General features: G+C 50.2%; 13 protein-coding genes. 2 read left to right on the top strand and 11 right to left on the bottom strand.

The genetic code is table 11. From position 1 onward, the window contains the following. Positions 1 to 36: 36 nt before the first annotated feature. On the bottom strand, positions 37 to 660 hold the full coding sequence (gene mobA / locus EDM60_RS03700) for a molybdenum cofactor guanylyltransferase (RefSeq protein WP_217364953.1): 624 nt from the start codon (positions 658 to 660) through the stop codon (positions 37 to 39). 115 nt (positions 661 to 775) lie between these two features. Here mobA and EDM60_RS03695 point away from each other — a divergent pair, with 115 nt between their 5' ends. After that, on the top strand, positions 776 to 1,213 hold the full coding sequence (locus tag EDM60_RS03695; protein WP_122962735.1) for a Dps family protein: 438 nt from the start codon (positions 776 to 778) through the stop codon (positions 1,211 to 1,213). A gap of 103 nt (positions 1,214 to 1,316) precedes the next feature. Here the strand turns inward: EDM60_RS03695 and EDM60_RS03690 are convergent, their stop codons facing one another. Further along, positions 1,317 to 1,781 (bottom strand): alpha-amylase family protein, encoded by a 465-nt coding sequence (locus EDM60_RS03690; protein ID WP_122962734.1) that lies wholly within the window; start codon positions 1,779 to 1,781, stop codon positions 1,317 to 1,319. Positions 1,782 to 1,953: 172 nt separating this feature from the next. Between EDM60_RS03690 and EDM60_RS03685 the strand changes: the two genes are divergently transcribed. After that, complete coding sequence (locus EDM60_RS03685) at positions 1,954 to 2,721, top strand: sulfite exporter TauE/SafE family protein (RefSeq protein ID WP_122962733.1); 768 nt, start codon at positions 1,954 to 1,956, stop codon at positions 2,719 to 2,721. Positions 2,722 to 2,788: 67 nt separating this feature from the next. Here EDM60_RS03685 and EDM60_RS03680 read toward each other — a convergent pair whose 3' ends face one another. From EDM60_RS03680 to EDM60_RS03640, 9 genes are all read right to left on the bottom strand, one after another. After that, positions 2,789 to 3,373 (bottom strand): hypothetical protein, encoded by a 585-nt coding sequence (locus EDM60_RS03680; protein WP_122962732.1) that lies wholly within the window; start codon positions 3,371 to 3,373, stop codon positions 2,789 to 2,791. 17 nt (positions 3,374 to 3,390) lie between these two features. Beyond that, a complete protein-coding gene (locus EDM60_RS03675; RefSeq protein ID WP_229049937.1) occupies positions 3,391 to 3,975 on the bottom strand; it encodes a matrixin family metalloprotease in 585 nt (194 codons plus the stop codon). A gap of 542 nt (positions 3,976 to 4,517) precedes the next feature. Further along, positions 4,518 to 9,488 (bottom strand): DUF4132 domain-containing protein, encoded by a 4,971-nt coding sequence (locus EDM60_RS03670; protein ID WP_122962730.1) that lies wholly within the window; start codon positions 9,486 to 9,488, stop codon positions 4,518 to 4,520. Positions 9,489 to 9,502: 14 nt separating this feature from the next. Further along, the gene (locus EDM60_RS03665; protein ID WP_122962729.1) at positions 9,503 to 9,922 is read right to left on the bottom strand and encodes a hypothetical protein; all 420 of its coding nucleotides are present in this window, start codon (positions 9,920 to 9,922) and stop codon (positions 9,503 to 9,505) included. 294 nt (positions 9,923 to 10,216) lie between these two features. Further along, complete coding sequence (locus EDM60_RS03660; protein WP_122962728.1) at positions 10,217 to 10,672, bottom strand: GNAT family N-acetyltransferase; 456 nt, start codon at positions 10,670 to 10,672, stop codon at positions 10,217 to 10,219. A gap of 461 nt (positions 10,673 to 11,133) precedes the next feature. Next, on the bottom strand, positions 11,134 to 11,673 hold the full coding sequence (locus tag EDM60_RS03655) for an RNA 2'-phosphotransferase (protein ID WP_122962727.1): 540 nt from the start codon (positions 11,671 to 11,673) through the stop codon (positions 11,134 to 11,136). 360 nt (positions 11,674 to 12,033) lie between these two features. Next, positions 12,034 to 12,441: a hypothetical protein gene (locus EDM60_RS03650; protein ID WP_122962726.1), complete on the bottom strand. Its 408-nt coding sequence runs from the start codon at positions 12,439 to 12,441 to the stop codon at positions 12,034 to 12,036. A gap of 27 nt (positions 12,442 to 12,468) precedes the next feature. Further along, on the bottom strand, positions 12,469 to 18,042 hold the full coding sequence (locus EDM60_RS03645) for an RHS repeat domain-containing protein (RefSeq protein ID WP_122962725.1): 5,574 nt from the start codon (positions 18,040 to 18,042) through the stop codon (positions 12,469 to 12,471). A gap of 13 nt (positions 18,043 to 18,055) precedes the next feature. After that, complete coding sequence (locus tag EDM60_RS03640) at positions 18,056 to 20,002, bottom strand: RHS repeat protein (RefSeq protein ID WP_122962724.1); 1,947 nt, start codon at positions 20,000 to 20,002, stop codon at positions 18,056 to 18,058. Between the last annotated feature and the right edge of the window lie 109 nt (positions 20,003 to 20,111).

Genomic DNA, 20,111 nt, shown 5'->3' with positions numbered 1-20,111 from the left:
CATTTTCGTCCGCCCCCGCACAAAGCAAAGCTGCGCCTACTGCTGCCCTGTTGTTCTGCGCTTTTCCTCGCGGCAGGCGATGTCGTACTCTTCCGGCGTGTTCGCATTGAACAGCGCCCACGGATCGAGCCAACCATCCGGCACCTGTAAAACCGCCAGCTTCTGAATCGTCTTCATCAGCCGCAGCTCTCCTTGCTCAAGCGCTTGTTCCCAGACAGGCTGCGTGCTTTTTCGATACAAGGCGCAGAGCGGATGCAGCCTGTCTTGCGCATACGGAATGACGGCTTCCCAGCCCGCTTCCTGATCGTCTGCGCAAGCAACCAGTCGCGCAATCTGCTCACGATCCATAAACGGCAGGTCGCAGGACAGTACAAGCAGTACCTCTTCCGTACACAGCCGCAGCGCCGTCACCAACCCGCTCACTGGCCCTGCGGACGGCACCAGATCAGGGGTGACCCGCACGCCAGGACGTCCCGCCACCTCTGCCGGGATACGCTCCGGTTCATTGGAAACAATCAGGCAAGGCATGCCTGCCGCTGCTACTTCTTTGACCAGCTCGGTCAGAAATGTTCCCTCTCGCCATGGCAGTTGTTCTTTGGGCACGCCCATCCTGCTGCTTTTTCCCCCCGCCAAAATGACGGCGTGTATGCTTGGCTGCATGATTTTTTCCCTGCTTTCTCGAAGATTTCAGGATGAAAAGCTTGACAATAACGAGTATTAGTTTATAATAATTATAAACAAGGAATTAATTTAAAAAAGAGGAGAGATCATCACTATGGAAAACACACTGTTCAACGTTTTGAATAAACAAGTTGCGAACTGGACTGTCCTGTATACAAAACTGCACAACTTCCACTGGAATGTAAAAGGGCCTCACTTCTTCACCTTGCATGCGAAATTTGAAGAGCTGTACACCGAAGCTGCCGGACATATTGATGCTTTGGCAGAGCGCGTTCTCTCGATTGGCGGCAAACCTGTAGGCACCCTTGCTGCATGTTTGAACACAGCGAGCATCGCGGAAGCGGAAGGCAATGAAACCGCCGAGCAAATGGTGGAAATCATCACCCGTGACTTCTCGGTTCTCACAGACGAACTGAAACTGGCGATGGAAGCTGCCGAGCAAGCAGGCGACGAAGCAACAGAAGACATGCTGTTGTCCATCCGCAGCGGCCTGGAAAAACATATCTGGATGCTCAAAGCATTCCTCCAGTAAACGATACAAATACTCTCACTCCATGAAAAACGTTGAGACGTTTTTCACAGAAAAAGGCGATCGTGCTAGCACGTCGCCTTTTTGCTGTGTACGCAAAAATGTATTAGGCCAATGAAAAAATCAGCTTTCTTCCGTCCTTTTCCACCTTTACCTGGGGCAGGTACTTCAATGACTTCTGTACACCGATGTAAGGGCTGGCAAATTCAACATCGTGTCTTTCCTTCAGAATCAAACAAAGGTCAACAAGTGACATCGGAGACATGTTTTCCCGCAAAATGTTCTCAATATAGTCCGCCACTTCCTGATAATTGTGACGAATGTGCGTCTTCCTTACTTTGATGCGCTTCACCATGTCAGCTGGAAGTTCCTCTGCAGCCACCGCTACTTCTTCAGATGCTTCAACCGCTTCAATCCCGGCTTCCATGTCCATTTCCCGAATCCGGTTGAGAAGCTGTTTGATGTCTGCTCCCAGTTGCTTGTCCTGATCTACGTATTGACGGCGCAGAACCATCCTTTGCTCCAGCATGGCCTGTAGTGTCATCTGCAACGCTTTCCGTTCATTAAACATTGCGTTATGTATTCCCCTTTTCGTAAAAAGTAGAATTTTGTGGAATGTATAACCAATGATAATATAATTCGCTCCCCTTGAAAATGAGAATTTAGGCTCACCAATACTGGGCTTTTGCTTATCTTAGAGATAGATGTTGAATTTAAGAAGCGACAAGGAAAGGATGCACGGGATGGACTTTCATCTGACGATTGTCGGTCTGTTGGTGGGCTTTCTTGTCGGGCTCACCGGAGTTGGCGGAGCTGCCCTTTTGACCCCTATCCTGATTTTTTTAGGCATCCAGCCGACCGTCGCCGTAGGCACAGACCTGGTGTACAACGCCATCACAAAAATCTTTGGCACATGGCAGCATTGGCGACAAAAAACCGTCCATTTTTCCATCGTGCTGTACCTCGCGTTGGGCAGCATCCCCAGCGCTATCGCAGCTGTCCATGTGATGAACTGGATTCATTTGTACGTCACTTCCGCCGATCAGATTTTTAAAAAGATACTGGGCTTTGCCTTGATTCTCATACCGATCGCCATGCTGCTCAAAAGCTTGCTGAACCGCCGCCAGCCGCAGCTCAATACGTGGCAGCAAAAACCTCTCGCCCAAAAACGTCTCGTCTTGATTGCCGTCGGCGCACTCCTCGGCTTTCTTGTCGGCCTGACCTCCATCGGCAGCGGATCGCTGTTCGCCATCGCCCTGATGCATTTTTTCGCCTTTTCCGGAAAAGAAGTCGTCGGCACGGATATCGCCCACGCTTTTTTCCTGACCAGTGCAGCAGGTCTAGCCCACATGAGCTTTGGTACGGTTGATCTGTTCATTGTAATGCAGCTGTTGCTTGGCTCCATCCCCGGAGTAATCATCGGCAGCAGGCTCTCCTGCAAGGTGCCGACTGTGTTTTTGCGATGGGTTATTTCTATTGTGATTATTATTAGTGGGATTAAAATTTTGTGAAATTTGTAGTTGTACTTTTAGTAAATAGGAAAAAGCTGTTGAACAACTTCAACAGCTTTTTCTTGTGTTATTCAATGTTGTACTTACTTGAAACTTCTTTCTGCAACTTGTCAAACTCAGGGAAGTTATAATGTTGAAATTCGTCTTTGTATACAGAGTGTAAACTTTTTCTTGCTTCATCGAGAGGAAACTTACCTTGAATAACCCCTAAGGGAGCCAAGTTATTAAAGTAAGTATTTTTCTTTAGAAATAAAACATATTTCTTTTTATTTTGCATAAGCCGATAGCCTTCAATCGTCCGCTGCTGTTTTCCAATGACATCATCTTTCACGATGATACTAGGTTCCCAAACTTCGACCTCATCACCGACAGCAATTTTCTCATCCAATTGGTTCTTAAATATTTTTTCGACTTTCACCATTCTTTTCGTCGAATAATCATCAATTTCCCCATCTTCGTGATACCTTATATAGTTTTCTGTCTTATTAGTTGCTTCCCCAATGATAATCAGGTCAGCATCTTCTTCCAAATCCTTCACACTCTCATACACTGTAACGGATGCATGGGAGTTTCTTACTTCTACCTGATTGTCTAGGTAGACATATCCAGCTACAAGCGAAGCTGTTAAAGCCATTACAATTTTTCCAAACATGTTTATTTCCCTCCAAATTACTTCCACCTATTTTTCAAATGGGTTTTATCTGCTTTTTGAGGCACATTAAAAGAAAGGTCTCCTGGTTTCATGACTGATACATCATCATTGTTATGTGCCAAACTTAAAGAATGACCAAATTCATGCACAGCAACTTTCTTTTTAAAACTAGAAGAACTTGTTCCTATTTGTTGCAAATTAAGTCTAATGTTTCCTACGCTCCAATCTTCGAAGTTATTGCTATCAAAACTTAATTTTCCTTTTGAATCAGTATAATAAGGCTCCCACTGTCCATCCCAAAATTGAGAATAATAAGAAACATATGCCCTGACCTGTGAATCATCTTTTTTTGATACTTTGGAAAGTGAAACATTTGCTGATATATCATTCCATGACGAGGCTCCAAAATCTAAAATAGAAGTATAGTTGTTACTAGAAACCGAGGAGTCCAACCAATACTTCAAATCGCTGACCTTATCCCCAGTATTAAATCCACCTCGCCACACGTGGCAACTAGAATCGTTGCAACGATCATCATGGGCTGCAGCACTTGTTGATAACAAAGATATAGTTGCTAGAAGTAATAATGATAACAGTTTCATTTTCTTCACTGATTTTCTACCTCCATAACTACCCACAAAGTTTGAAATGATATTTCCCTAGTTAAAAAATGCACTACACTGCCTTCCAGTGTTCAAGCATGTAACCTTTTCACTCCTCTCTATCACTAAATGAATAAGCATATAAATCAGAAACCAACAAAATACCTTATTTTTACATTAAAGGATGAAAAATGTTTATTTCTTCACAAAACGGTAACATTTGTTACGTTTTTGTGAACTAAACAATCGAGTAATACATAACTGTTATCTTCACCCAAGCAGTGGTCATTCGATTAGATATCCTTGTATTAAAAGCTTCAGATTACTATTTTATATATATTAAATACAAAACAAGCGGCCTTTTACGAAACCCTCGTTCAACACTAATTATCTAAGACTTACTAACTAGGTAATTTTTTCGAGAAATATTCTCTTAATTTGTAATAAGCTCACGCACTTTCAATCCTTTTACAACAAAAGAGCCCCAAGTATGCTGCTCTTGGGGCTCTCTGCATGCGCTGAATTGCTATAAAGATTGTTAACTAACGCAACTGCATCAAAATTTGCGGGTCTTTGATCTTGCTGTCTTCCGCAAGCATGACGACTTTGGACAAAATCTCCGCTGTCTTTGGATCTTCGTCCAGGAATGGCAGGAAGAGGCGTCCTCTGTGCTGGGAATGAACCGGAACGATGTGCAGCGCTCCTGCCGCCTGCTTGTACGCCATGCCGCTGCCCAAGTGGACAGCAAATTCGCCAAGGCTTCCGTCTATGCGGGCGTAGTTGCCTTCCAGCCGCACGTTGCCGAGCTTCAACAGGCGCAGCGATTCGGCTACGATGACACGGCGAAGCTCGATCGTCGTCAGGCTGGCCTCTGGATCGACGCCGCCGACATGAGCAACGCTGACGACCAGATCGACGTCACGCATCACTTCCGAGAACAGAACAGGCGGAATTTGATCCAGCCCGACATTTTTGTACGTTTTCCGGTCGAGGAATTGAATATGTTCCAGCGTAGGCGCTTCCGTATCCGCTGGCGAGAACCAGTCCGCCAGCGCCTGGAGGCTGGCAATCAGATTTTCCGCGTAAAACACTTTTTGCAGCCCTTCCTCATAGCTGACCGTCCACTGTCTGCTCTTAAGCAACGCAACCGTCTTCTTGGGCTGCACCTGATAGCCCGCATAGCGGCGGGAATGCGTCACATGAGCAAGCTCGTCCGCATTCGGTACATACAGCTCCCGGAATACTTGCTTGAACGGCTGGCGAAGCTGGCGCTCGAACAAATCGCGCTGGAACAAGCTCCATAGCCCGCTTTCAAAAAGATGCACCGGATGGGCGATCAGCAGTTCCTCTTCGTCTGTCAGGCCGACAAGCTTGCCGGACGGATCGCGTAGCGACTCGATTTCCCCTTCGTAGTAGCCGAGATGCTCCCCGCACTTGAACACCAATGTGCTCAGCAGCGGACGAATAACCGAATTGCCGTAGAGCTTCGCCAATTCTTTGCCGGTAAAGGTGTTGCCCGACACCATGGAACGCTCCAGCTCCTGGCGCGCCCTGCGATACTGTTCCGTCAGCTCGGACTTCATTTCTTTCAGCAGAAGCACATGCTCGGCTTTGTTGAACTTGGCAGGAACCGATTTCAGCTCTTTGCCTTTGCGAATGGATTTGATCTCTGCTTGCCCTTCCTCATCCACTACGAGCTGGACAGTCGTTTCTTCATCGAGTGCATATGGCTCGAAATACGCCTGCATTTCGTCGAGCTTGCGTGCCTCCATGTCCCATTTCAGACGAATAACGTCCCTGTATCCGGCATTGCGCGCCAGGTTGTCCAACGCGATTTGCCCTGCCACTCCTTCGCTCGCCCGTCTTTGCGCACCGAACTTTTTGCTTTGCAACAAAAATTGTTGAATGAAATCATAGCGCTGGCGCAAATCTTGCTCGCGCTCATCACGCAACGGAATCAGGCTGTAGCTGAGCAGATGGTCTTTGTTGCGCTTGTCTGCCGCTGAATCCCGCATTTTTGCAAGCTCCAGCTTGCCCAAAGTAGCATCGGCAAACAGCTGCGAGCGTCTGTGATTGGCCCCTGCGGAAATGTATTTGGCACACTCATACAACAGTTTGAAACGTTTTTCCCCGAGCGTGTCATACGCCTCGCGGAACCAGTTGATATCAAAAGCGCCATCGTTGAACTCTTGCGGCGTAATCGGGGAGTAGTGGGCAACCACCGTCTCCTTTTCCGCCGAAAAGCTTTCATTGATGTGGGCGTGGAAGTACCAGGCCGCGCTGCGCAAACCTTCCCAGCCCAAGTGCTCGGCTACGATATCAATCCACTGCGGCGCATACATGGCGGCTTCGAGCAGACGCTTTTCCGTAATGCCTTTGTGCTCTTTCAGCAGCTTGCCGAGCAGGGCAGCATCTTCGCCTGTGCGCGGGTGGCAGTTTTTCAGCAGATGGCTGAACGATTCCTTTTTCGTCAAATTGCCATTGTAGCTGTAGACGTAACCGCGGACAAAAGCATCCTGGTCAAGCCCGGCCAAAAGACGCACCCAGTAGTCCATGCCCTCGAATCGCTGAAGCCTTGTCACAAAAGAGCTCACCTCTGTAGCCAAGTCTCCTCGACCAAGCTCGATGCTGACGATCCGATCCACGACTGTATCGAGGACAGCTTTCACCTTCGGCCGCTCCTGCAGCGAATCGATCCTGCCGGAAGTCATCGTCCACAGGTAGCTGCTGCTGTCGCCACTGCCGAGCAGCGCCTTGTACAGCTCTGCTTCGCCAATCATCCCTGCTTCAAAAGCGCGCAGCCGTTCTTCCAGAGTGTAAGAGGACATGCCATTTTTGTCGCGAACCATCCGATCATAGGCGAATACGGTATGGTAAAACTCTTTGAACGACGCATCATCGTACACGCGAGTCCGGGTCATGTTCAGCCATGGCTGCGCCAGCAACTCAAATACTCCCGTGGAGTTTTTGGACTCGTATGGACGCATGTTTGCAATCAGCTTGTGGACAGCCGAATCGGTCAAACGGAACGTTTCCTGCTTGTCGCTGTCATGATAAAAAGCCTGAATCAACTGCCTGACCTGGTTGTTGTAAGTCAACGCCTTGAACGCTTCCTGAATCTCCATTATTTTCGCAAGCGGATAAGCTTCCTCGACAAACTCCTTGCGCCAACCTTCCAGGAGCTTGTGCTTCTGCAATTCGCTGTACTCCATCTCGTCGGAAAAATAGCTGTACAAGCCGTCCAGCGTCCGATCCAACGGCTCCAGTATCGTATAGTAGTGAAGCTGCATCAGCTCGTGAGCCGACAGCTTGCTCTCCAGCAGATAGGCCCGCCACTCTTCGGCGAGCGGGTAGCACTCCAGACGCGAGCCTTGTTCTTCCCCGGTTTGGTGCCAACGATGCGGATACAGCTCGCGCAAATTCGTGCCGATCAAAAGCGTGTCTTTGTAGCCGGAATAGTATTCGGACACGTACTCCACATCGCGATGCTTGTGCACGAGTTCGTCCAGCCCTTGCAGAAAAGCTTTGATTTCATTCAGGGACAACGTGAAGGCGTCTTTTTCAAAAGAAAACGTGCTCGTGTCCTTTTCTTCCAGCAACCACGGCTCTGTCTGCTCAGGATCATACAACCCGAAGCCTTCCGCTCGTCCTGCACTGCTTGTTTGCACCAGCTTGTCCAGAACGGCTTTTTCTTTTGCCGTCGGCTCAGCGATCAGCTCTGCCAACGGTTGCAAACGTTCAAACTGCTCCTGGCGCGAAGCATCGCTTTTCACTTCTGTCAAAACTTCCAGTCCGCCCAGTCGCTGCAACTCATTTTTGGCCGAAAGCAGTCTGGTCAGGGAAGACTTCAAAATCTCTTCCGGCTGGCTGAGCAACAGCCCAATCGTGCTTTGGCGAAGCGAACCCGTCTTGAGCTTCAACAGTTCCTCCATCGGAAGCAGTTCCTCGTCCGCGAGGCTCATTTCTTTGGCTTGTTCCAGCGCGTGCTCGCGGTTTTTCATGCTTTTGTCCGTCAGGCTCTCAAAAATAAATGATCGCAGCGCCGGGCGCTCCTTGTCGCTCATAAAATGGGACAGCATGGCGCCGCGCTGGTCAGGGCTCATCTTGTCTTTGCGCGAGATGAGCTGGGCAATCCAGTCGCTGTCCATATCGTATGCCGCTATGTACAGCATTTTCTGCACAGGCAAATCGGACGTGTACTGGATATGGACAAAATCGAGAGCTTTGGACGGAGCCGAGTATTCTTTTTCCATTACGTCAAACATCGCGAGCAAGAGTGAAAAATCACGCTGCCGCTCGTTTTTGTCCTTCAGCGCCTCTACCTGCTCAAACGTAATCGTCGGGCCGTCCGCTTCTGTTCCAGGCTTGCGCCAGAGCGGGTAGTATTGGTAGCAGTAATTCATCAGTACCCAGTATTGCAGCTCGGGATCAGTCTCATGAAGCTGCTCGCGAGCCAATCGCAGACGCAGTTCGCGGTTTTGGCTGTTCGCCAGCACGTACAGCGCAACGATCTTCTGGTGACGCTGTCCCTCGCGCATCAACCGCTCAATCTGCTCGTACAAGTCTTTTTCCTCATGGACGGCTGTCGCCCAGAGCGCAATGTAAACCTCGTTGGCATGGCTGCTCGCCAGCCACTGCTCGCGCACATCTGCTTCTGTCAAAGCGCGGTACGCCTGCTCGATCAACTGTCCAGCCACCCGTTGATTGGCCGCTTCCAGAGACATGCCCGTCCAGACGCCCAGTGCCCGGACTACGGAACTGTAGCGTATGTAGCCTTCGTCGATGATCAGCTTGAGCATGTACAAATTTGCCGCAAGCGTACCCTCGTCCATCCGTTCGACGATGCTCTGCCGCAGCCCTTCTTGCAGACGAGCCGCTTTTAACAGCTCCCCGAGCATTTGGTACATGTCTTCCTGGTGACTCATGACAATCCCTTTGATCATTTCGTGAGTGAGCAGCGCTGTCTGGTTTTCCCCGTAAATGATCTCTTTGAGTGCCTCGCGCACTTGCTGGTTGCCCCGGTCCAGCTCGAAGCCGATCACGTCGCCAATAACATGGCGAATCTGGTAGTTTCTCGCCGGAGAGTAGTCTGTCGTGGTCAAATAATCCGACATTTTGAACTGCTCCCTGTCCATGACCATCAGCGCGATTGCCTTTTGAACGATGAGTCCCATTTTCGGCGCTGCCTCAGCTGTACGGAACGGCCGACGCGCATAGCCTTGGGCGAACGGATATTCCGAGGCATGCACTACAATATGGCGCAACACCTCAGCCTGCTCGCTTTCCAGCAACTGTCCCACGATTTGGACGAGCGGCTCGAACAGACGGCTCTCCTCCCCCGCTGCCCGCTCCAGCAGAAAACTTCTGCACTCGTTCATGTTGTCTTCATCGATGTATCTCTGTTTGCTCAGCTCGACAAGCAAATGGGCGAAATCCCGATCTTCTTTCGCAATTGCCTGGATTCGAGCCTGGATCAATTCTTCGTATGCTTGCTCTTTTTCTTCATGACTCATTGGGTGCTCCCCTCTCACCATAATCTCCCAGCCAACATCGTGAACCGGATCAGCACGATCTCATCGTCCTCTTTTAAAGCAAGCGGCTCATCCAATGCCTCGATTTCCCGCTCGCAAACAAACACGCGATACAAGCCGTCTTCAAAAGCGAGAATCGCTGTGTCGACAGCTTGCTGCACATCTGGAACCCCGTCATTGTAGACAGCGCCAAAGCCCACTTTGCCAATCTCCGCCTGCTCCTGTACTTCTTCGGCGGTCAAGTAAGGAACAAGCGCTACCTGCTGCTGTTTTTCGAGCAGCCCCCGAATATTCCACTCTACCAATCCGGCAATCAGCTCCCGCAATGTCCGGGGAGATGGCAGCAGCTCGACCGGGATGCGGCTAAGGGCATTTTTGCGCTTGCCAATGCTTTTGACTGTGACAGCCAGACGCATACGCGGTGTTCTCCTTTCGGTCCAATTATGGATACATATGTTCTATACAGCTATTCTACTAAATTGTGGTTTGATTTTCCAAATTGATAGAGTGCTTTCCAGCAAGAATCGTTAGTTCGAACTATAGGGAAATGGCGGGATTGGAACGATCGACCTAGAGGGAACAGAAAGCACCTCACATTAGGCACTTTGGGAAAGCTTGCTGCCAAAAAAAAGGACTTCCCCAGCTTTTGCAAATTCTGCTGGGGAAGTCCCTTTTTACGATGCTGCTATGCGAGTTTCGTTCCTTCATTTTTACTCCTCTTCCGACATCACATAAAATTCCTTGCTGAATCCTGTGCGCTCCCAAAATGCTTGCGCCGATGCGTTATCCACGTCGACAAACACCTGGATCGCCACAACGTTTTGGTTTTCCAGCCAGCTTTTCAGGCTATGAAAAATGGCTTGCCCCGCTTTTTGCTTTCGGTAGGCTGGGACGACGTAAAGCTCATCTACTTGGCCTATGTACTCCTCTGTGAGCATGTCTTTTTTGAGGGAAGCAAGGCCGTAGCCAACCAGTTTTTGCTCGTCGTCAACAGCGATGTGTACCATTCCATACGGAGACTGTACGTAATCAGCCAGCTGCTGCCCGATTGCCTCCACCTCTTCTTCGCTCAGCGAGCAATCTGCTGTTTCTTGGGCGTTGTCATTCCATAAACGCACGATTTGGGACAGGTATGGCTGATCTGCTTGCAGTCGCTGGATATGCATGAGTTTGTTTCTCTCCTTGCTCTATCTTCTATTTTTATTTACTTTCACTTGCGAAATGGAAGTTCCATTCATCATCCCGTCCCGTTCGTGCTGCTAATCAACCTCGGATTTTTTTGGCATGATAGCTCCTTGTTTGCTGAAAAGGGCCTTGTTGGCTGGTGTTCCGGAAGCTAAATCGAACTATTATATAGAAGACGTATGAATAGAAAAAATGCCACACATTACATTGGTTTGGCAGCAGGAACATGTCTCGGCAGCTATCCTCTGCCTTTTAGACTGCTTGCTGGTAATGAAGCTCCGTTCTTTTTCCCTTGCTTGAGGGCTTGCTGGCATGGTCGCTTGTCCCTTTTCGCTATTGATTATGAGCACGCAAAAAGCTTATTCCCTTCGTTGCTTGAGTGGGAATAAGCTTTTCGTGTCGGAACTTCTGGATGGATTTTTCGCGCATCAGCAGGAGCATCCTAGCAAATCGTGATATATTTTGCGCTAATCTCGTCCGCCAGCCATACTTTTTCATTGCCAAAATAAAAGGCAGTTCCCTCTTCCCATGCCTTTTTCGCGTGAATTTTCAGCAAGACAGGCTTTTCATCTCTTCTTTTCCCGACTTGCAGCGCGGTTTCTGTATCCTCTGACAAATGTACGTATTGCCTGCCTTTTGGCAAGAGGCCGCTTTCCATGATGGAACTTACAAACCGTGTCGCCGTCCCGTGGTACAGCACTTCCGGCGGTTGTTTTTTCTCCTTCGAGATTTTCTGCGGTACGGAGTGACCATACAAGGCCCGAATTTTTCCGCCCGATATTTCATGACGTTTTTTCGCGGAGGCTTCGATCATTTGAAACAAATGCTCTTCCTTAACCTCCCTCCACCGCTTTGCTTCCCTCAATGCTTCCAATAGCTGCTGCACGTCTACCCAGCCGTTCTCATCCAGCTCCAGCTCATATTCGTGCGGGGCGTGCCTGAGGGCGTATGAGAGTTCTTTGCTGAGTTTGTCCAGGTCCATGTGGGGCCTCCTTTTTTGGGGAGTAATTTTGGTGATCAAACAGTCCAATAGCCATCATTCATTATTTATTCGTATCGGACAGTACGTACTACTTCATGAGTAAGATACTTTTGGAGTCAGCTAAAATCCTTTTGATCAAATCATTCGGTTATCAAATTTTGCATGCTGCAAGTCACAGTATTCAATTCGCTTAGCTGACATGGTCGCTCAATGCCGAAGCGAGGGTAGCCCTAACATATTGCCACTTCATTTCATAGAATCAGTGTAAAAAAAGCCCCATCCGAGCTATTCATTACTCGTTTAGGGCCAGGCACTAGATGGTCGCCAACTATTCCTAACATCCAAAATTTTTAGTATAGATTAGTTTTTTGTAGAGCGGAGTGGCTCATACATATCTGCGACAACCTTGTATGATTCTGCATCAGCTAACTCATAACTTTCACCAATAAACAATTCTTCCCAAAGCCATAAAAAGAAATCTCGTGCATTAGGCGGAAGGTCAAATGGTGGAAGCAGTGATTCAAATACACTTTCAAAATCAACTGTTGGTTTCGTTAAACAATAACTAAGGGCTAATTTTGATTTTCTCTTTACATCTTCCTCAAGATTTTGAAAATATTCTACAAGCGTTTCTCTGATGACTTCTTTATACTGTTCTTCTGTTAGTAATTCAATATTTTTATAATGTTCTATGGCCTCGTCAGCATCAGCTAGCCCCGTTATTGGAACTAAAAAAACAGACAAAAAGTGTGGGTTCACTACCTTCATGTTATACCTCCAAAAATTGATAATTGATTATCTTAACTTAGGGTACAACGTAATCAATTTCCCCTCTCTATACACAGCTTGAACTTTAGTCGTATTGATTATGCTCCCCCCACCTGATAAATACCCTTCCCCAATTATCTCACCCATATCGAAATAGAAAGAGTTTTTTCCAGTTTGCTTAAAAATAGTATCTGCTCGTTGAACAGCATTTAGTTGTTTCTGATGTGTAAGAAAACGAGATGAGTCAACTGCACGACCAATAACTCCATCTGGAGTTACTCCAGTAGTTGCTCTTTGCAATTGTTGGGCAAGCGTTGTTTGCGCGCCATGTCTCGAGAAGAAATGCCCTCCAGCAGTCTGCTCTATTTTCGTTAGCTGCGCCATGGCATTAGATTCAATTTTTGCAGCGATATTCCCCAAATTTTTCAAAGTACCAGCAGCTGCACCCGCTCCAGCCGCAGACACTCCTAGTGTGGAAATGTCCCCTGCTTCTTCCGCCCACTTCTTGCCACCAACGAATCCTACAATCGTTTTAACTTCCTCAACGTATTCCGCTGGTACAACTTCTGCTACACAATCATAAGGAACCTTTCCTGTAGCATCTGCCCATTCTACCGTCTTTTTCGCCCAATAAATCGATGCGTCTTCAAATGTTAAACCAGTAGAATTAACTCTTTCTTGTCCACCAGTTGTAAACTCCAGTTGCTTATGCCCACTTGGATCCACAAACCTCAGCGGATTATTACTCACATACACATACCGATTCAGCGACAACGGATTATCCACTTGCCCCTTATACGTATCCTCCGAAACAAACCGTCCTACCTTCGGATCGTAATACCGCGCCCGCAAATAGTAGAACCCGGTCTTCTCCTCGTACATCTCGCCGCTGTACTGATACGGATTGGACATCGCCTCCGTTTTGGCGGTGAGATTTCCCCACGTGTCGTATGTGTACGTGTTCAGCTCCTGGCCAGTTGCGTCCGAGATTGCCACGACATCTCCGTGGCTGTTGTAGTGGTAGTAGCCCTTTTTGCCAGCCGCAGCGTCCTGGCGGAATAGCAGTTCGTTGCCCCAGACGTTGCGCGCCTTGAGCGCGTTGGTTGCGTCCAGTTCTTCGATGACTTTGCCGCTCAGGTAGACGTACTTGGTTTGCGCACCGTTCTCCGTTTTCGTGGCGCGCAGGCCGTCGCTGTAATACGTGTAGGCAGACGTCTCGCCTGTCGTTTCGTTCAAGACGCCGCGCAGGCGGTTGCGCTCATCGAAGGCGTAGGTGAAGCTGCCGGATTCGGTTGGCAAAGTGCCTGCAAAAGCGGAGCGGTTGCCGCGGCCGTCGTATGAGTATTGATTCGTCGTGCCGGGAGCCACTTCCTTGGTCAAGCGGTCGATTTTGTCGTATTCGTACTGAAGAGTCGTGCCGTTGCGCTGGATGGACACCACGTTGCCAAAAGAATATTGGCTCGCTTCATTCCAGACCGCAGCTTGATTTTTCTCGTGCACAACAGTTTGAACTTGCCCGAAAGAATCGATTTTGCGCTTGTTGCTGCGACCATTCGGATATGCCGCCTTGATTTGCTCTCCGGTATTGTCCACGACATAAGCGTACTCGATTTTTCCCGTCAGTCCGCTGTTGGCCTCGATGAGACGACCAGCATGATCATATCGATAAGCGATTGCTGTGCCATCCGGGTACGTCAACGAATCCATGAGATCGTCGCGATCCGTGTAGCCCATTTGGTAGGTGCGTCCAAAAACGGTCTGGCTTTTCAAGCGCTGGAAGGCATCGTAGCTGTACGTGATCTCGCGGTAGTTGCTGGCCGTCGGGGTGATGTCCGCCCCATTGCTGTTTGTTTCTTTCTGGACCAGTGACGTATTCGGAACGTAGTCTTTGGTTTCCAAATTGGTCACGGTACCGGAAGCGTTGCGGGTCATCAGGCTTGCCAACTCGTTAAACGGCGTATATCGATAAGAGTGGCGATTTCCTGTCTTGTCGGTAAATGTGTTCAGCGTACCATTCTGATTAAAATAATAAGATTCGGTCGCGCCAGATGGCACGTCCTGCTCGCTCAGCTTCCACGACAGGGCATTGTAATGATTTCTTGTCGTCAGTACCTGATTTTCCGTCACAGTCACCAGATTGCCGAGGGCATCGTACTCGTACTGGTAGCGGTTTTGTTCGGGATCGAGCAGGTTGGTGATGTTGCCGTCATTGGTGTAGCGATACTCCCATGTGCGGCTTTTGCCTGTCTGGTCTGTTTCCGTCTTTTTCGTTACCTGGTCAAAAGCGTTGCGGACGAGCTTGGTCGTCATGCTTTGCACGCCATCCCCAGCCCGCTGGACTTCTTTTTCCAGTTGCCCGTAGCGGTCGTGGTACTGCACAGCTTGCAAGCCGTTTGGCGCCAAGGTCAGGCGGGTGAGCGCCGGCGCATAGCTGGTTCCGTCGTTGACCGTGTTGGCGGTCAAGTAAACGGTGGTGCCGACCGGGTCTTTTTTCTGCCAGACGCTGCCGTCAGCATTATAGACGTACGTAGTCGCCCGATTGTTGTCAGCGTACGGAGCGCTGGACAAAAGATGGTTGCCGTCCAGCGAATAGGTGTTGTAAAGCAGCGGGCGCACAGTGCCGTCCGTGCCCAACTGCGCCTTGTACTCCACTTCCCCGTAAGGCGTGAACTGCGTCACCAGCTTCGTGCTGTCTGGCAACGTCATCGTCACCTTGCGCGCAGAGTCGTCGTAGGCATACGTCGTCGTCCTCGTCTGTTGCTTGCTGGTCACGCTTTCTTTTGTTCGGCGGCCGAGCAAGTCGTACTCGTACTGAACAACGGTGTTATCCGGATAAGCACGAGCGGTCAGGCGGCCGAGTCCGTCATAACCAAAGACGTGGTACAGGCTTTGCTTCTGCCCCGTCGCCACTTCCACCTCCAGGCTCATATCCGCAGGGTACAGGCCCATCGGCTCGTAGGCAGTGATTTTTTGCGTCACGGTTTTCGCATCTGGTCCTGTGCTCGCTTCCGTGACAGAGGTGAGCTGTTTTTTGTCGTTGTATGTGTAGGTGCGGTCTGTTTGCACCACCTTGGCTCCCGCCCCGTCCGGGTAAGAGTCGACGATTTTTTCCGTTGCCAAAAGTCCTTTATCGGTATACGTATACGTTTCCTCGTGAAAATGACTCGGGTTGTCCGCAGCCGTTTTCTTTATGCTCGCTGGCATCCGCAGCCCGGATTGCCAAATCGGCTGGACGTACTCCCGCAACGTCACGTTGCCTTTCGGATCGACCTCTCTGGTCACTTCCCCGTGCGAGTTGTAGCTGTATTCGCTAACTAACGCGTAGCGGCCAAGCCTTGCCTGGACTTTGTCCAGCCGATCGGGATTGGGAGCGAGCAGAAACGCGTAGATGTCCGCATCCGCAGTCATGGAAGCAGGGCGGCCCATGAAGCTGTACACATAAGCCGGTTTTGTATCCCGTCCCCTGTACAAATAGCTGGTGTAGCTCGCCGGCGCGTAGCGGTACGTTTTGCCGTCTTCTGTCAGGGCAAGCTCTCCTTGAATCGTCTCGTTATCTGCTCCGCTGCCCACGTAATTTTTGACCGATTGCAGCACAAAATTGCGATCCTGGTTAGGGGTGTAGCTTTTATCTTCACTTGGCAGCCCGTCCTGCAACGTTCTGGACACGACCAATGCCCCGTCTCTGGCAAGCGACTGCTTGGCAAACCGAACCGATTGCGCTTTGGGCGACTTCCAGATTTCTTTTGTAATGTGCGGATAATACTTGGTATACGAATACCATTCTGTGCCAGGCTGATCGGGATGCGGCGTTTTCGCAAAACGGAAATTGACCGCTGTGACAGGCAAATAGCTGGTGTACGTCAGCGCTTCCTTGTCGTGATAAATCCGTGTAACGCCCCGGTCGAGGAACCCTGGAGCATCCGGCTGGTACAAGCTGTACGTATAGGTCATGGACAAGCCTTCGACCGGATAGTTGACTTGCTTGAGCAGCTTGTATTCGACGGTGTTTCTTCTCTCCTTGTCGAGATTCGTATACGCGGTAGATTCCAGGCCGCCGTCGTTGAAGTCAATCACGCCATTCGGCGCAGGGAAGCTATATCCGGCATGCAGATCGAACTCGGCTTTCCCGTATGTTTTCGGATCGAGATAGCTGTACTCGGCAATGACCTTGCTTTCTCCCCCTGTGACGCTATGCTCGACAACCCGATCTTTGTTGGTAGCGTAATCCGAATCGTATTCGAGATACTTCAGCAATTTTGTCTCGCTGTCATCCTGGTAAACTTTGAGAACGGCACCACCGCCTCGCTCCATAACGATCAGGCGGCCGACGCTGTCTGTGATTCGAATCGAATCCTGGTAGTCCTCAGGAATGCGGTAGCGGATGGTATCTCCGTAGGCATTCGTCTTTTTGACCAGGAAAATCCGATACAGCTCATCATTGCGATATTTATGATCCTCGCCAAATTCATACGTGTTGCCATCTACGGACAGCGTCACAATATGCTTCTCGCCAAACTCCCCGGAAGGCTGGCGGTAGGACCCCATGCCGGCATTTGGCTTGTACGGCGTATTCACCCATTCCCCTTTGATAGAAGAAGACTCAAGAATCGTCCCGTCTTCCAACGTAAAAATGTAGCGCTTTCCCTCACTTACCGCACCGCATGTATATTTGGAATCATCCGATCGGAACGTGCACTTCGCGTTTTCTTTGGACACTTCCTGAAACTGCGGAAAATTAAAGCTCCAGCCTTCCGGCAAACCATCGTTGTTTCCTTGCAGCGGAGCTGTTTTGTTTTTGCCTGATGTGGAAAAGTAAATCCTTTCCGTCATCGCATCCAGCGACGAGTAGCGGCGCTCGACCGTCAAGTCCATGCCGTGCTTGCCTTCCAGCTGCACATCCACTTCCTGCACGTTTGCCGCCCGGTACAGCTCGTCCACCGGATTGTCCGTATTGGTGCGCTGGTATTTGTAGGTCAAGCCTTCCGTTTCGAACATGGCATCGGGGATGCTTGCCAGTGCAGACGCGGCTTGTGTGGCAGGCGCTGCGCTTTCTGTCGCTTGCGCCTTGCCTGCTGGCGAGAGCGCTTTTTTCGCCGCAGCCACCTCCTTGCCTTTTTCGTGCAAAGCGACAACCTGTGGTGCATACGCCGCCAACTGCTTTTTCTCGGCTGCCGTTAGGCCGTCCATCTTCTTCTGGAACGCCTCGTCCAGCCATTGATACTTGTCGACCTGCTCGTTATGCGACAAAAACTGGTCGAGCTGCGGGTGCACATACGCCGCAAGTTGCAGCAATTTTCTGTCACCAGTCTGGTACAACTGCCAGACACTTTCGGCTGAAAGCGGCCCCCACTCCAGCTTCATGACCTCTGCCTTTGTGTAGGTCGGCTGCTCATCCGGCTGCTTTTCCTTTGCTCCCGCTCCGGCCTGCAAAGCTGCCTGATAAGCGGAAAGCCATTTCTTCGTCGTGGCGCTTTCATCCGCAGCACGGGAAGCTGCCTGCTTCGGCAAAAGATTCGCCTCGGCAACAGCAATGTTCGGCATGAGCAGCGAACTGGTCAGCACGACGCTTGCTATCTTTTTGATCCAACGATTATGTCGCATCATATCCCTCCTCTTATTGATGAATGAGTTTGCGTGTGAGATTTCCGTTTCCGTCATACGTATACTCGGCCAAAACCTTGCCGTTTTGCTTGATTTGTACAAGCTGCCCTTTGGCGTTGTAGATGTATTCCACTCCCAAATAACGGGCTGCGAGTCGCGCATGCACCGCGCCGTTTCCTGCCGCTGACAGAACGACGTAATAATCTTGTCCCTTTTGCATGGACAGTCGCACCTTGGAAAATGGCGGCTGATCCCCGTCGTCATTGGCCGCAATCAGGCGCGTGCCCGCGTAATCCTCATAGATGGCGAGCTGCGTATTGCTTGTCCCTTCCGCCGGATTGTCGCCGTAAAAGCTCGTATACAGCTCGAAGCTGCCTGAGGACGGCGGTGTAAACTTCACGATTTTTTTCGCGCCTGCCCCAAGATTGAGATCTTTGGGAGCATTCATGAAAAACGGTTCCGTGTCGGAAAACTCAATGGCAAACGGGCCTACTACCACGTCCGCATCCATCCCCGCTACCTTGGCTTTCGGGATGGTGACGAACAAGTTCTGGACGCTGTGCTTGCTCTCGTGCGTGGCTGCTTTCCCCGCAAACTGAATCGTCAGCATCGAGTTGCTGTTCCTTGTGACAACTGGCGTAAGTCCAGCCGGAACGTTGCTGACAGACACGGCACTCGCTGCGTCCGAAGTCAAAATTCCGTTGCTGATCGTGACGACCTGTTGTTCCGCGAGGCTGCCGTCGTTTGCAGCCGCTTCATGCAGCACAGGCGAAGCCACCGTTGCCTTCGTATCCAACGCCGCTGTCAATCGGGCGTGAACGCCTTTTTGCTTGTCGTAAGAAGAGACCCACACAAAATACGTCACTCCCGCTTCCAGCGGTGTGTTGATTTCCGAAAAAAGCGCGCCCGGAGTCGCTTCGTCATTGATTCTCACCACTTGCTGCAGCTTTTCGTCGCGAGACACGAGCAGAACGGTATCGAACAGCGGCCCAAATCCGCCGTACGGACTTGTGTACAGCCGATAGTTGCCTGTTACAGGAGCCGTGAAGCGGTAAGCCGGCACTTCTCCGGCGGGCAAACTGATATCGACAGGCTGATTGAGCGCAAGCACCGCCTTCACATCGCTGAGCAAAAGCGTGTATTCCGCAGTTTCGCTAAAGTGACGGTCCATGCTGAACACGGAAAAATAATACGTCTTGTTCGGCTCGATCTGGAATGTGATGATCTCGTCTTGCCCCAGTGTCGGCTTCATGCTGGTGCCGATCGCCTTGTTTGGCGCTTCAATCACAACCAGGTCGTAGTTCACGTCGTCAGGAACATACAAGGTAACCGTTGCCTGTCCGCTTTGCGTTCCCGAATCGTAGCGGTAAATATCGGTGTCCTGCTTCCACGACAGCTTGGAATTGTACATATTTCCTCGCGTAATCGGGTAAGCACTGCCAACATCGTCGTTCGGCTCAAACGGGTCCAAGACGGCGGCGGCAGTAGCAGTAGCATTGACAGCAGCAGCATGCAATTTCGCCTGCTTCGCACTGTTTTTTCCCGTCCTGGCAGCGGATAACTCTGGCATGAGCTGCTCCCAGTAGGCATCTGCCTTTTGGTTGTACGTCTCAACCAATTCGGCAAGCGGTATTTTTTGAACCGACAGCTGATTTTCTACAGCCGCTTGCTTTGCAGCCCGTTCCGTTTGACCAGGCGCTTCCTTAATTTGATGAAGCGCTTTGGCCTGCTCGAACAGCCTGGATGCTTCCTCGCCAATTTGCTTGGCAAGCGGCTCGTTGTTCTTCTTGGTAGCGACCTCCTGAAAAAAGTCGAGCGTCTGCGAAAGCTTCAACAACTCCTGATCCAGCTGGTAGATGTCAGCCAGTGGATCTGCTGCTGCCGTAACCGCCCTTCCCGGAAGGCAAACGACTGTGATTACAGCCAGCAGTAACAGCAGCACAAACGATTTTTGTTTCATGTGTCCTCACCTCTTCCTTTTGGCTTTCGTTTTGCTTTCGTGGTTTCTCTGCCCCCACTGCGCTGCGTCTCTGCGCTCGTACGCTGGCGCAGACACTTTTTCGTTCAAC

This window comes from Brevibacillus parabrevis, assembly GCF_003710905.1.
GTDB lineage: Bacteria > Bacillota > Bacilli > Brevibacillales > Brevibacillaceae > Brevibacillus > Brevibacillus parabrevis.
This window is presented reverse-complemented; position numbering and strand designations above follow the sequence as displayed.